Genomic DNA, 14,680 nt, shown 5'->3' with positions numbered 1-14,680 from the left:
AAACAAAACGGTCAATAACGTTATGGGTACCGGGCTGACAAACAGACCCGTACAAACGGAACCCCTGGGCATAGCGGTCAGACTCGCGGCTTATTTCACCGTGGACATCTGCCCAGTCAAAAACTTTCACGGTTGCAGGCCATTTAACCCAGGGATTCCAGGCTTTCCGGTGATAGTCAAATATGTAAATTTTCTGCCGCTTGCGGTTAAATCTGATGGGTTGATCTCTGGGAACAAATAGAGCCATTCTTAAACTTAACAAAATCATTGAAAATGAAAAAAGTAAAAACATAAATAAAATCAACAAAGTTGGGAAATCAAAACCAATAGAAAACGTGTCCACACACATCCAGATCACCACAACTAAAGGAACTATAGTTGTAATAACACTTAGCCATGCTCCTCCCCACATAATATTTTCATAGCGGGGGATTTCCATCCAGGTATCATTAATTTCAGTGACCCTGATAAGTTTTCCGGGAACGGTTTGCTTTGTGTTGTTTTCTGGTAAATCCTCTTCCCAGTTTTTTAGCGGAGGGGTAAGAACGGGCTCGCGCGAAAAGTGCTCGTCTGTTACTGCCTGAATTTCTTCCGGCGTTGCCGTTGATAGCGTTTTTTGTTTTGGGTGTTTTCTGCTCATCCCTGTCATTCCTAGTCAGTGATATTCATGGTTAATGTCATCAGACTTTCCGGGGCTGTTTTATCTGGCCAAAAGTCCACATCGAGCACTGCCTGGTTGTAGCGGGTGCTGTTTACCCAGGCCAGCCCATCAAACACCAGGGCATTGGACTCCCAATGTTGAGTCAGCGTATTATTCAGCGGGAGACTCGGATGATGAGGATTACGTAAAATGGATGAGCCGTCATCGGCTATTGCAGAAGCGGTGTCCAGGATGTCTTTCAGGCCATATTGGCTTATCAGTAACTGCTTAGTTTCACCATTGCCTTGTGCCGTGAGTTTAAGATCCCAGGCCGATTCCGTGCTGTTACAACCTGGCAGCATGACCCGCATTTTTATTGCATCCTCAGCATTTCCCGACTCGCCCAGCAGATCCTGGTAGTCCACCTCGGCTGTCATTCCACAGACAATCACTTTATACGCCATCATTGCATCATCCAGATCTTCGGGGTTATGGATATCCCAGACCCGATCCTTGTCTCCGCGTTTACCTGCCACGCCAAAACAACTGTCACAGAGCCAGATTTCAAAAGCAGTTCGGGTGATATTTTCTGCCTGTATCGCCATCGCCGCCCCTGCGATGATCAGAAGGGCCGCCAGCCCTGCAGGCCCCATAAATGCAAATTCGCAGGCGTATGCAGAATAAATGAATAACATTCCGCCACCAACGGTGGATACACCAGCCGCAAAATACCAAGCGGCAGCTTCAGACTCTCCCGTCTTTCTTGTTTCATGCCATTTAACAAATATCCCTATTCCATCAATAAGCGATGACACCCCTGCAATTGCCCCACCTAAACGTAATGCAGGGTGAACATATTCCAGAACGCCTTTTACCATTACATTAGGAGCAAGATCCCATGGGTTTGCCCGTACCAGCATGTGGACAAAACCGCTCGTCTCCACCGCAGAACTCACCACCATGGTCATATTGGACATTAACGTCAACCGGGCATTGGTACTGTTGACGGCTGTTTCCACGGCTTTCATGTTATCCGCCAGAGCCGACACTTGCAGAAACAGCATTCCGCCACCCAGCGCACTGCCCAGGGCATTACCGCTGATTAATCGCCGGGATAACTGAATCTGCCCCTTAATCACATTTTTCAGCTGGCTTTGAGCGAGTTTGACCGGAGCTTTGCTGACCGCGTTATCCAGCGACACTTCTGCAATGCGCAACTCGGATAGCTCATTAAGTTTGCTGATATCCGTCAGTTTTCCTTTATCGAGCGAAGCAAGGAATTCGCTCGACGCGGAGTCACTAGCCATTGTCACTGTCAATTTTTGTCTTAGCACAGCGGGATCGTTTATTTGCGGAAGGCTATTTGCAGACACATTACGTGAGACTTTTTTACCGTTTCGCAATTCACCACCAAATTCGATGGATTTGCCATGAATCGAAAGCTGGACGCGTGCAATATCACGATGCAACTGCTGATATTCTCTGACCGTCATCGTCACTTTAAACACTGTGACCTGCTTCCCGGTCATCAGATAGATGTGCCCCTGAACAATACGGCTGTAACTGTCCAGTACCGCCTGATCCAGCTTTGCGCTCAACCGGCTGAATGCTCCGCTCATCGCCAGCATCAGCTGGTAAGAGGCCATTTGTACGCCCTTGGAATCTATCCAGTCGCTAATGTCCTTGGTATTCAATACGGCTTTCAGATTGGTGAACCCACCCATTCCTTTATAAACCGCTTCCATCACCGACTTCTGATTGCCCAGAATTCCCTCATAGGCTGGGCTGCCGGAGTCTTTCACCCATTTTAGCCAGACTTTCTCGGTATCCTCATCAGTGCTCCCGCCCTGAATGCAGGCTGCGATTGTCGATAATTGAGCTGCCCACCCAGAAGGATCCGTTTCAGGCGAGTAGTCATTGACGATATTTGCCAACCAGCATTTAGACTCGTACCAGGCAGCAAGATCTTTTCCGATAGCTTCTATTCGCTGCTGAAAGCCCTGAAGCGTTCGCTGATGTTGCGCGGCAAACTCAGCGCGTTGTGATTCGTAGTAATATTCCTGCAATGCGGCTTGTTGCGAAGCATAGGTTTCCCTGGCGACCTGCTCAGCCGGGATGGTTATTCCTATCGCGGGATAACCACTGGGTGTCGGTTCATGCCGCGGTTTACTGTTCTCATCGGCTATTTGTTTGAGCGACACCAGATATTGCTCAATAGCCTGAGAGATCATGTGCTTGTGGCGCGTTTCAGGCAATTCGTTATAAAGCTGTCGACCTTCAACAATTTGCAAACGGCGATTATTCAGTTCCTGAACGACACCGACACTGTCATTGAGTGCTAACGCAGAAACCTTGCATTGATACTGTATGCCCAATTGGGCGACGCGCAGCCCAAGAGCGTTAACATCTCCAATGCGTGGATAATAGCCATGAGCGCCTCCATGAGATGTTTCTGTCACTTTTTCCATATCAGGAAAAATGTCTGTCGCAAACTCAGCGACATTGGCCTTCATTGAAGCGAGTGACGGGTCGAGTTCCAGTGCTTCAGGTACGCTTGCCGGGCTTTCTTTCAGCGCTGCTAAGCTGATTTGCGTGAACCGGCTGGAAGGGCGTTTTCCGCTTTTATAATCATCCAGAACGTCTTCGCTCCACGGGTCGCTGCTAAATGCCAGCCATGCCAGCTTATATTTTTTATCATCGATATTGATAAAGCTGGCGCTGATGCAATGGCCCAATTCCCGGCAGCGCTGGCTTATCGGCTCAACGGTATCGCCTTCAGGTTTATCCTGCGGGTCAAACTGTCGCAGATATCCCTCAGCCGTGACCTGATAGGCCAGCCAGACTCTTTTATCCAGCAGAACGTATAAATACCCCATCCGCAGAGTTCGCAATACGTATTTAAATGCGCCACCGGTCAGTTCTGCGTCCTGCTGCGGGACGGCAGGTTTCCAGCCCGAATTCATAAGCGCCTTGGGTACCGCTGCCACACGCAACGGGAAAATAGGGATACCCGAGCGCTCACAGACCTTACAGCCAGATGGCAATAATGAGGCCTGCTCGCTGGCATCGGCGTATTGGATAATTTGATCGTCAGAGGTCATAACGGTAAGTTCCTTTATGTGCTTCACTCACAGCGATATTCCTTTATAGTTCCGCATCGGCAGTTAACCCTGAATGCTCCTTTATTCCGGAGCCGTCTTTGATTCTTTATCTAAATCTTCCGGCCAGCGGATAGTATTTACCGGCGTCCAGCTCAGGGGTTTTCGGGTTAGCAACGGCGTTTCGGGCACGGGTTTGTATTGCATATACAGGCAGCAGTGATTCCATAATCCCCGGATCATCCGGTTATCACCGGCGGTGTAGCTCAGAAGGAACCGGTCAATGACCTCATAAGTGCCGCGCTTACATACCGCGCAGGAAAGGCGGTGGCCGTAATCGTAACGCCCGGAATACATCAACATCTCGCCATGAATGTCCGTCCAGTCGAACACCTTAATCACCGTCGGCCAGCGCATCCAGGGCCAGATACTGCGCTGATGCTCATAGACATAAACTTTTTGCCGCTTGCGGTTTAAACGAACTGGGGTACCGCGGGGAACAAATAAAGCCATTCGTGAAAAGAATAAAGATAAAGAAATAAAACTGAAGTTAAGTAGTAAAACTTCAATTTTGTTATCACTTGTCATTTCTGAAAAAAAATCAGGTAGCGAAAGGAAAAAGTAATTTAAACTTATGAAAATCAGACTACCAATAGAAATCACCCACGTCCCTAGCCATGTAATATTCTCATGCCTCGGAATTTCCATCCAGATATCGTTAATTTCGTTAACACGGATAAGCCTCGGGGCGGTGGGTTGTTGAAGGTCGTATTTTTCAGGTAAATCTTCTTCCCACTTTTCTGCCTGAGGCTTCAGTTTGGAGGATTTCCGTTCTTGCGACATCTGCATCGATATTTCGTGTTCTTCACTCACCGTGATATTCCTTTATTGTTCCGCACCGGCCGCTCATCCTGAATGCTCCTTCATTCCGGCGCCGTCTTTGATTCTTTATCTAAATCTTCCGGCCAGCGGACAGTATTTAACGGCGTCCAGCTCAGGGGTTTTCGGGTCAGCAACGGCGTTTCGGGCACGAGTTTGTATTGCATATACAGGCAGCAGTGATTCCACAAACCCCGTAGAAGCTGCTTATTCCCGACCGTCCAGCTCAAAATGAATCGATCAGATACATCATAAGTACCGCGTTTACATACCGCACCAGATAAGCGGAACCCCTGGTCATAACGCCCGGACTGACGGGTTATTTCGCCATGAATATCCGTCCAGTCGAATACCTTAATCACCGTCGGCCAGCGCATCCAGGGCCAGATACTGCGCTGATGCTCATAGACATAGACTTTTTGCCGTTTGCGGTTGAAACGAACAGGGGTGCCTCGAGGAACAAATAAAGCCATTTTTAAAATAAACATACATATTGAAAGGAAAGAAAAAATTGCAACCAATATGAATATTTTACTATCAAGGGTGGCTTCTGAATAAAATTCTGAGAATTGAAATAAGGAGCAATACGTAAACAAAGATAGAATGCTTAAAATACTAATTATCCACATACCATGCCATGTTATGTTTTCATATCTCGGAATTTCCATCCAGATATCGTTAATTTCGTTAGCACGGATAAGCCTCGGGGCGGTGGGTTGCTGGAGATCATATTTTTCAGGTAAATCTTCTTCCCACTTTTCTACCTGAGGGGTCAGTTTGGAGGATTTCCATTCTTGCGACATCTGGACCGGTAGTTTGTATTCTTCACTCACAGCGATATTCCTTTATAGTTCCGCATCGGCAGTTAACCCTGAATGCTCCTTTATTCCGGCGCCGTCTTTGATTCTTTATCTAAATCTTCCGGCCAGCGGACAGTATTTACCGGCGTCCAGCTCAGGGGTTTTCGGGTCAGCAACGGCGTTTCGGGCACGGGTTTGTATTGCATATACAGGCAGCAGTGATTCCATAATCCCCGGATCATCCGGTTATCACCGACGGTGTAGCTCAGAAGGAACCGGTCAATGACCTCATAAGTGCCGCGCTTACATACCGCGCAGGAAAGGCGGTGGCCGCAATCGTAACGCCCGGAATACATCAACATCTCGCCATGAATGTCCGTCCAGTCGAACACCTTAATCACCGTCGGCCAGCGCATCCAGGGCCAGATACTGCGCTGATGCTCATAGACATAGACTTTTTGCCGCTTGCGGTTGAAACGGACTGGGGTGCCTCGAGGGACAAGTAGGGCTACTTTCAGTAAATAAAATGACATACTTATAAAGACAAACATAAACAGACAAAGAGTGACTCTAAATTGAGTGTCAGAACCAAATCCTGGTAATTTAAAAATCAAATAAATGAAAGGAACGGGGCATATGCCGATAAAAGAGAATACCCAGAGTCCCCACCACCATATATTTTCGTACCTGGGGATTTCCATCCAAGTATCGTTAATTTCGTTAACACGGATAAGTTTCGGGGAGATGGGTTGCTGGAGATCATATTTTTCAGGTAAATCTTCTTCCCACTTTTCTGCCTGAGGGGTCAGTTTGGAATATTTCCGTTCTTGCGACATCAGCATCGATATTTCGTGTTCTTCACTCACCGTGATATTCCTTTATTGTTCCGCACCGGCCGCTCATCCTGAATGCTCCTTCATTCCGGCGCCGTCTTTGATTCTTTATCTAAATCTTCCGGCCAGCGGACAGTATTCAGCGGCGTCCAGCTCAGGGGTTTTCGGGTCAGCAACGGCGTTTCGGGCACGGGTTTGTATTGCATATACAGGCAGCAGTGATTCCATAATCCCCGGATCATCCGGTTATCACCGACGGTGTAGCTCAGAAGAAACCGGTCAATGACCTCATAAGTGCCGCGCTTACATACCGCGCAGGAAAGGCGGTGGCCGTAATCGTAACGCCCGGAATACATCAACATCTCGCCATGAATGTCCGTCCAGTCGAACACCTTAATCACCGTTGGCCAGCGCATCCAGGGCCAGATACTGCGCTGATGCTCATAGACATAAACTTTTTGTCGTTTACGGTTTAAACGAACTGGGGTGCCTCGAGGTACATACAATGCTGTCCTGAACCAAAGTAGGACGAGGCTCAAAAAAATAAATATCATAATACTGAAACTGCATATAAAGCCTGCGTCTGATGAAAAATCAGGCGAGAAAACGACGGAGAACATAAAGGGGATTGGGCATACCATCAAAAGTGAAAAAAACCACAACCCACCCCACCATATATTTTCATATCTTGGTATTTCCATCCAGATATCGTTAATTTCGTTAACACGTATAAGCCTCGGGGCGGTGGGTTGTTGAAGGTCGTACTTTTCAGGTAAATCTTCTTCCCACTTTTCTGCCTGTGGGGTCAGTTTGGAATATTTCCGTTCTTGCGACATCAGCATCGATATTTCGTGTTCTTCACTCACCGTCATATTCCTTTATTGTTTCGCACCGGCCGCTCATCCTGAATGCTCCTTTATTCCGGAGCTGTCTTTGATTCTTTATCTAAATCTTCCGGCCAGCGGACAGTATTCAGCGGCGTCCAGCTCAGGGGTTTTCGGGTCAGCAACGGCGTTTCGGGTACCGGTTTGTATTGCATATACAGGCAACAGTGATTCCATAATCCCCGGATCATCCGGTTATCACCGACGGTGTAGCTCAGAAGAAACCGGTCAATGACCTCATAAGTGCCGCGCTGACACACCGCGCAGGAAAGGCGGTGGCCGTAATCGTAACGCCCGGAATACATCAACATCTCGCCATGAATGTCCGTCCAGTCGAACACCTTAATCACCGTTGGCCAGCGCATCCAGGGCCAGATACTGCGCTGATGCTCATAGACATAGACTTTTTGCCGCTTGCGGTTGAAACGGACTGGGGTGCCTCGCGGAACAAACAAAGCCATTTTAAAAAAAAACAAAAATATTGAAAGGAAAGAAAAAATTGCAACCAATATGAATATCTTACTATCAACGCTGGCTTCTGAATAAAATTCTGAGAATTGAAATAAGGAGCAATACGTAAACAAAGATAGAATGCTTAAAATACTAATTACCCACATGCCATGCCATGCTATGTTTTCATATCTTGGTATTTCCATCCATGTATCGTTAATTTCATTAACACGGATAAGTTTCGGGGCGGTGGGTTGCTGTAGGTCATATTTTTCGGGTAAATCTTCTTCCCACTTTTCTGCCTGAGGCGTCAGTTTGGAAAATCTCTGCTCCTGTAACAGGCGAGTCTGCATTTTGTTGGTGCTTCCTTCAGATGGTTTTCTGTTCACTTCTTCCACGATTTCATTCCCTTATCTATTCGCGTTAACTGTTAATCCTAACTGGTACTCGGCGTCATATTTATCTGGCCAGTAACTGACCTGTAATGCCGCCTCTGTATAACGGCTTTCACTTACCCAAATTTCCGCCCTGATTTCCATTCCGCTATCGGTGGAAATACGTTTATACCTGCCGGAATGGTATTGCGATGTCGGGAGTGCCTCACGGCCATTCTCTTTTCCGGTAATATTATGAACTTCCGTAAGCAACACGTCATTACCGCCGGTCAGGTTGAGTTCCCAGGCGGAAGTGGCTTCATCGCAACCCGGTAAACTCAGGTGTATTTCCAGCTTAGTGAGTCGCTGCCCTTGTAACTCAGAAAGCCCCTCAAAGCCAACCTCAGCCACCATACCGTTGACGATGGCGTTAAACGCCGTCAGACAGGATTTCAGATCAACCGTGTTTTCGGCCTGCCAGATCACATCCTGATCGCGTGGTATGCCATAACAACAGCGCCTTAGCCAGACCTCAAACGGGGTACTTCTGAGCGCTTCAGCTTCGAAAGCATACACTGCGCCAGCAAGGATCAACAATGCACCTATACCCGCTGGCCCCATAAGAGTAAATATTCCCAAATATGCCCCACCGACACCGAATAGCCCTCCGACTATGGTGAAAGCGGCTGCTTTTTGATACATATCACCTGCTGCACTATCCCCATCTTTATAAGCATTTTTACTCGATATGGACATCCTCACCCCATCCACAATCGACGCTACACCGGCTATCACACCGCCGGCCCGAATGAGGGGATGCACAAAATTCTCGGGCAACACTTCCCAGCTATTTTTGATACTGAGCATGCGCCCAAAACCAGCAATCTCGGTCGCGGCGCTGAGCACCATAAGACGATTGATAGAGTAGGTCAGCCGGGCATCTGTATCATCCCCGATCGCCTCTTTCAGGTTCTGGGTGTTTTTATTCCAGTCGGAAATCTGCAAGGCCAGCATGATGGACGACAATACAATGCCCACACTGTTACCGCTGACATAACGCATGGTCCGTTCTTTGTAAATGGCCTGAAGTTGTTTCTCACTGACTTGCGATATTACGGTGCCGGCCTCTGGTTGAAATGATCCAACCGAGACTTTGAGAGGGGAGCTCGCCAGGGTGTCAGGGCTGAATTTACCATTCTTATTGAGTATGTTCTTCACGTCGTTCAGTGAACCGGGAACACTCGCTCTGACGGTGATCAGTCTGGCCTGAAGAACCGGATCGTTAATCAACATGGCCTGCCCGGCAGCGGAAGTTCCACCGCGTTGCACCATTCCACCAAAGGCTGCCGTGTTTTCAGCCATTGCGGGTTCTAACCATGCTCCCTTACGCACCAGCTCCTGGTATTTACCTAGGGTAGTTGTGAATTCGATAAATGTGACTTCCTGGCCTGCGGCATTGATGGCCGCGTGCTGCATTATGCGACGGAAGCCCTGACTGGTGGCATCTTCGGCTTTCAACGCCAGCCGGTTTAGTGAGCCGCTGACTGACGTCACGCGACTGGCCCACGCCTTCTGCAGGGCAGGGCTTTTCAGATAATCAGCATATTCGTCAGAACCAAACAGCGTTTTTGCATAGGAATAGCCGCTACTGCCGCTAAACACAGCCCCTAAGAGTGAAGGCGCAGCGCCCATAATGCCGATATAGGCGGGTGAATCTGCATCTTTCAGCCACGGCTTCCAGACGTTATCCAGCGTTTTGTCCTGTGCGCCTCCCTGGAGACAAACTGTGACAGTGGCAAACTGAGTCGCCCATCCGGCCGCACAGGTTTCAGGCGCATAGTCATGTTTTATCACGTTCAGCCAGAGCTGAGTCTGGTACCAGGCCGCGAGATCGATGCCTATCGCCTCAATTCTTTTCTGCCAGTTTTTCTGCTTCGCTTCATAATCAGCGGCAAAAGCGGCGCGGTCAGCTTCTTTATAGCTTTTCAGCAGACGACCGTATTGCTCAGCCCAGGTTTCGCGCGCGACTTGTTCCTTAGGAATAACCTCTCCACCCCAGACTGTCGGCATATTTGTTGGAGCGTCGTAGCGCGGCTGACTGTTTTCATCAATCGCCTTTTTCAGGCTATTCATATAACTGTCAATTGCCTGAGAGACCAGTGTTTTATGTAACACGCCAGGCGACTGGGTATACAACTGACGCGCTTCTACAATCTGAATGCGCCCGATGTTCAGCTCCTGAACAACACCGACGGTATCATTCACCGGCAGTGCGGCTATTTTGCATTCATATTGCGAGTTTAACTGTGCCACCCGCAATCCGAGTGCGTTTGCACTTTCAATTCGTGGGTAAAAACCATGCGCACCGCCCGGCGGTTCATCCGCCACTTTTTCCAGATTGGGATAGATAGTGGTTGCATACTCCGCCACATTGGCTTTTAGCGCAGCCAGTGATGGATCCAGTGCTAATGCCCCCGGCACGGTGGATGGATCTGCCTTCAGGCTGGACAGGGTGATTTGCGTGAACCGGCTGGAAGGGCGTTTTCCGCTTTTATATTCATCCAGAACCACCTCGCTCCACGGATCACTGCTGAAGGCCAGCCATGCCTGCTTATATTTTTTATCATCAATATTGATAAAGCTGGCGTTGATGCAATGACCTTGTTCACGGCAGGCCTGACTTATTGGCTCAACGCTATCCCCTTCAGGCATATCCTGTGGGTCAAATTGTCGCAGATACCCGTCAGCGGTAACCTGATAGGCTTGCCAGACCCTTTTATCCAGGAGAACGTATAAATATCCCATCCGGAGCGTTCGTAGTGCGTATTTAAATTCGCCACCGGTCAGTTCTGCATCTTGCTTAGGAACAGCAGGTTGCCAGCCCGAATTCACCAGTGCTTTGGGTACCGCTGCCACACGCAGGGGAAAAATGGGTATCCCCGAACGCTTGCAGACCTTGCAACCGGATGGCAGTAACGAGGCCTGCTCACTGGCATCGGCATATTGGCTAATTTGATTGTCAGATGCCATGGCGGTAAGTTCCTTTATCATAGTCCGGCTGGGTTAAGGCTTTATTTTCAAATTCCCGTATAACCGCATCCGGTAAACCCTGTATCAATTGAGACAAACGTACAGAAGGATCGGCAACAACCTGCTGTATCAGATTTTTCACTGCGGGATGCTGCGCAATATCGACACCTTTTCCGAGACTGTAGGTGGTAAAAAAATAAGTGTCGTTTGCATCACTCAGACCCTGAACAGCCGCTTGTTCCCACATCATCACTGTCTTCATCGCAGCATCGGAGGGAAGTGCAGGGTTGACCTTGCCCCAGTACTTAAGGATCTGACTGAAGGTGTGCACATTGTTTTGTGTGCGTTCTGTACCCCAGTTTAATCGCCATTGTTCGGTGGACACCTTGCCTCTTTGGCAGCGAAGTTCACCGGTTACGGTCATATACCACCAGTGGCTTACCGGCCAGATGTTCCCTGCCAACCCGTCTTCGGGGCTCATTGCCTGTAACAGTTCGAAGCGCAGAGGTTCAAAGAAAGGTAAAACCTCCTGGGCCCTTAACGTATTGCATTGCTCTGCCAGTGAAATAGCCAGTGATTCAGGGCCTTGTGCGCTGGTCAGCCAGGCGCACAGGTAGCGTTTCCCCTGCAGTGATTCACTACGGGCATAAGTTTCGGTACGGTTCAGCAGCGAAACGTCGCATGACTCACCAGGACGAGCCAGCAGCACCAGATGCGGGCAGTGTTTTGGGGAGTACGCAAGGTCGCCGCGCAGTACCGGGAAAATAGCGTTTTCTTCCAGAATCTTTTGCAGCTTATAAAGGCTAAGAGGATTTGCGGCAGCAACTTTTTTTAAGGGGTCGACCAACAGGTAGCGGTATTCGTCAGTATTTTCATTTAGCCATTCAGCTATCGAAATATTTTCCATCATGCCTGTTCCACACATTTGGCTTCAGGAGGCAACGTCGGTTGTTCCGGTGAAAAACTCTGTGGCCCCAGCTGGTTATAGGTGGCTTTCACATTGAGTTCACCCGGCGACAGAATGGTCACTCCCGAGCTTTCAATCACGATTGCCGTCTGTCCGCAGGCGAGGGTGATTTTTTTGCTGGCCTGAATATAAACCTCATCATCTTTACTGATGATTTTCATGCCTTTCAGGGAGGTCAGTTCCATCGCATCACCCTGCGCCTGGATTTCGACCTTTCCTTTGTTGGCGAAGATTTTGATGCCGAGCGTTTTGGCAAACAGGCTGATGATCTCGCCAGCGGCCACGGTGAATTTTTTGAAAACGCTGAAATCACTGTTTTCAGCCGAGGTCTGGATAAAGTTATTGCCGGTACTGATCTGGATGCTTTGCGGAGAAACCTGCGCTATTCCGTCCGGCGCACTCATCAACAGAACAGACTGTTGCAGATCTTTAAGCGAGGATTCCAGCAGTGTTTTTTGTGCCGCGATCTGAGCCAGTTCTGCTTTGGCGGTTTTTACCGCGTCGCTCAGCGATTTTGCCAGCCCGTATGCCTGCTGAAGAGCATCAGTTGCCGCCTGCATCTCCAGCACTTTTCCCTGCGCCTTTGCCTGGCCGTCGGCGCTGATGAAGAGGCCTTTTTCCGCGCGAAGTGCCCCGAACTTATCGGTCCTGAGCTCAAAACCCTCGCCGCGCTGTTGTTTTTCACTGTCCACCAGATGCCCGAGGTTCAGCTGGCTTTTGCCGCCGTATTCGGTGCTGAGCTTGATGTGCTCTTTGCCTTTCTCATCATCAAGACGCAGCTTGTTGTTAGACGGCGTGCGCAGGACGTTGCGCTTGTAGTTTTTGATGGTGACGTGGTCGCCGTGCGCCGAATCATGCAGGACGTGCGCGATGTAAGGTCGGTCGGGGTTGCCGTCCTCAAACGCAATCGCGACTTCGGTGTCTGCCAGCAAGGGCAGATGCATACCGTAAGTGTCGCCGGCGTAAGGACGGGCCTGACGGACCCACAGACTTTCGTAGCCCAGTTCCCACGCGTCGCGGTCGAACAGCATATTGACGCGGTAACGTCCGTCTTTATCGATATGTCCGTAAGTGTCGTTAGCCGTGGTGCTGGTGACGCGCGCGGGCAGGGTGCCTGCCATCACCGGCTTACTGCCCGGTTCAGGGCGGAAGCAGTAATCTTCTGAATACGGAATGCCTTCAAAAGTGACTTCGAAGCTTTTGTCGCGCCTGGCCGTGCTGACGGTGCGGGTAATGACCACGCCCTGAGCGAACTGCGCGGGAATGCTGCTGCCCGTCACTTTCAGCTCCTGACCCGGCACCAGCGTGGCGGCATTGGCGACGCCCGAATAGTGCGCCTGATTGTTCAGGTAGCGCTCGTGACGCAGGCGGGCGTAGAACGCGCCGCTCTCCGGCTCCGGGTCACGGCCTTCGGCCCCGGCGGTCAGGTAGTTGTCGGCGTAGTGATAGGCTTCGCCGTAGGTGGTGGCGTCGTCACGGGTGACGTCGGCGCTGCTGCTCAGGTCGGAGGTGGCGGTGCGGTAGTTGTAATCGCGGGTAGAAACAGACTTTTCGACCACCCGATGGTGGCTGGCTAAATCCCAGGCGGACTCGACACCCACGTCGTGCATCCCGGAAGGGGGCACGGCCGCGAGGCTCAGCCCCTGTTCGTAATGCTGCTGGTCGTCGTAAAATTCGACGACGTCGATGTTGAGTTTCGGGTCAGCGGTGAAGCGGTACCAGATACCGACTTCGGCCAGCAGGCGGGACACAAACGCCAAATCGTCTTCACCGTACTGCATCACCTGTTCGCGGCGCGGGTATTCTTTGGTCAGCGTAAAGACGAAATCCTGCCCGCGCATGTCGTGGCGTTCGCGCAGGATTTTCTCGACGATGCCGGGCACGGAGATGTCCTGATAAATGCAGTTCTGGTGGCTGCGGGCCAGTAGCGCCAGACGTGGTTCGAGGCACACCTCGTAGCGGCTTTCATCTTTCGAGGTCGAGAGGCGCTTAAAGCCGGTGACTACCCCCTGAATAACGCGCTGCGGCTCCTGCACGGAGACGCCGAAGGCCTGCGCCACCGGTGCCTGCAGGGTCAGCGAGGCGTCCTGCATCAGCAGGATTTTCGGGTCGATGGATTTGTCGCTGCTGGTGAACTGGATGGCATAGCTGAACGGTGTACTCAGGCCTTCCGTGCCGGTAAAACTCAGGACGTCCATATCCGACGCGCTGCCATGCACCGCGAGTTTATGGTGGCTGTGGTCGAAAAACAGTGATGCCGCTACGCTCATTTCCCTTCTCCGTCAAATTCCAGCGTAATCCCTTCCTCTTCATCCCAGCCCAGCGCCAGAGAGGTGGTGCGTTGTTGCCCGCTCATGCGGCTCAGCAGTTGCTGGCTCAGCACCGGCAAGATCTGCTGGTTGAGCAGGCTGTCGATGTTACGCGCGCCGGTGTCCGGCAGCAGACAGGCGGCGACCAGCGTGTCGTAGAGGCTTTCTTCGATGGTGGTTTGCAGGCCGTAATGTTTGCTCAGTCGTCTGGCGACCTGCGCCAGTTTCATCTCAACAATGGTGTGCAGCGCGTCTGCCGCCAGCGGGCGGTAAATCAGGGTCTGGAAACGGGCGAGCAGCGCGGGCTGGAAGTGATCGCGCAGAATAGGGCGCAGCATTTCCTGCAAATCGCTGTCAGTGGCTTCCGGTTGTTCCTCCAGCAGCTGCATGATGTGGTCGCTGCCAAGGTTGGCGGT

At 50.5% G+C, this 14,680-nt stretch carries 10 protein-coding genes and 1 pseudogene; all 11 read right to left on the bottom strand.

Annotation, left to right across the window (positions count from 1 at the left end; translation table 11 throughout):
* A partial coding sequence (locus GW579_RS14855) for a DUF6708 domain-containing protein (protein ID WP_165059778.1) occupies nt 1–640 on the bottom strand: 640 nt, incomplete at its 3' end.
* An 11-nt stretch (nt 641–651) separates the two neighbouring features.
* On the bottom strand, nt 652–3,741 hold the full coding sequence (locus GW579_RS14850; RefSeq protein ID WP_165059776.1) for a T6SS effector BTH_I2691 family protein: 3,090 nt from the start codon (nt 3,739–3,741) through the stop codon (nt 652–654).
* 81 nt (nt 3,742–3,822) lie between these two features.
* On the bottom strand, nt 3,823–4,611 hold the full coding sequence (locus GW579_RS14845) for a DUF6708 domain-containing protein (RefSeq protein WP_338105851.1): 789 nt from the start codon (nt 4,609–4,611) through the stop codon (nt 3,823–3,825).
* Nucleotides 4,612–4,661: 50 nt separating this feature from the next.
* Nucleotides 4,662–5,450, bottom strand: a complete 789-nt coding sequence (locus tag GW579_RS14840) for a DUF6708 domain-containing protein (RefSeq protein ID WP_338105850.1) — start codon at nt 5,448–5,450, stop codon at nt 4,662–4,664.
* A gap of 50 nt (nt 5,451–5,500) precedes the next feature.
* Nucleotides 5,501–6,283, bottom strand: a complete 783-nt coding sequence (locus GW579_RS14835; RefSeq protein ID WP_338105849.1) for a DUF6708 domain-containing protein — start codon at nt 6,281–6,283, stop codon at nt 5,501–5,503.
* A 50-nt stretch (nt 6,284–6,333) separates the two neighbouring features.
* Nucleotides 6,334–7,116 (bottom strand): DUF6708 domain-containing protein, encoded by a 783-nt coding sequence (locus GW579_RS14830; protein WP_338105848.1) that lies wholly within the window; start codon nt 7,114–7,116, stop codon nt 6,334–6,336.
* A gap of 50 nt (nt 7,117–7,166) precedes the next feature.
* Nucleotides 7,167–7,982 (bottom strand): DUF6708 domain-containing protein, encoded by an 816-nt coding sequence (locus tag GW579_RS14825; RefSeq protein WP_338105847.1) that lies wholly within the window; start codon nt 7,980–7,982, stop codon nt 7,167–7,169.
* Between the two features lie 12 nt (nt 7,983–7,994).
* Nucleotides 7,995–10,988: a T6SS effector BTH_I2691 family protein gene (locus GW579_RS14820; RefSeq protein WP_165059774.1), complete on the bottom strand. Its 2,994-nt coding sequence runs from the start codon at nt 10,986–10,988 to the stop codon at nt 7,995–7,997.
* A complete protein-coding gene (locus GW579_RS14815; protein WP_165059772.1) occupies nt 10,978–11,898 on the bottom strand; it encodes a hypothetical protein in 921 nt (306 codons plus the stop codon). The genes GW579_RS14820 and GW579_RS14815 overlap by 11 nt, the downstream gene beginning before the upstream one ends.
* Nucleotides 11,895–14,225, bottom strand: a complete 2,331-nt coding sequence (locus tag GW579_RS14810; protein WP_165059770.1) for a type VI secretion system Vgr family protein — start codon at nt 14,223–14,225, stop codon at nt 11,895–11,897. Before GW579_RS14810 ends, GW579_RS14815 begins: the two co-directional genes overlap by 4 nt.
* Nucleotides 14,222–14,680, bottom strand: a pseudogene (locus GW579_RS14805) (type VI secretion system ATPase TssH); the annotation flags it as partial. The gene GW579_RS14810 and the pseudogene GW579_RS14805, both read right to left, overlap by 4 nt.

It is taken from the genome of Rahnella contaminans (genome assembly GCF_011065485.1).
Classification (GTDB): Bacteria; Pseudomonadota; Gammaproteobacteria; order Enterobacterales; family Enterobacteriaceae; genus Rahnella; species Rahnella contaminans.
Note: the sequence above shows the minus strand (reverse complement) of the source record. Positions and strands in the feature narration are given on the sequence as shown.

What these genes read in the sequence shown, in the direction of transcription:
- GW579_RS14850 (WP_165059776.1), bottom strand. Translation starts at nt 3,741, where the DNA reads ATGACCTCTGACGATCAAATTATCCAATACGCCGATGCCAGCGAGCAG.
- GW579_RS14815 (WP_165059772.1), bottom strand. Translation starts at nt 11,898, where the DNA reads ATGATGGAAAATATTTCGATAGCTGAATGGCTAAATGAAAATACTGAC.
- GW579_RS14810 (WP_165059770.1), bottom strand. Translation starts at nt 14,225, where the DNA reads ATGAGCGTAGCGGCATCACTGTTTTTCGACCACAGCCACCATAAACTC.
- GW579_RS14820 (WP_165059774.1), bottom strand. Translation starts at nt 10,988, where the DNA reads ATGGCATCTGACAATCAAATTAGCCAATATGCCGATGCCAGTGAGCAG.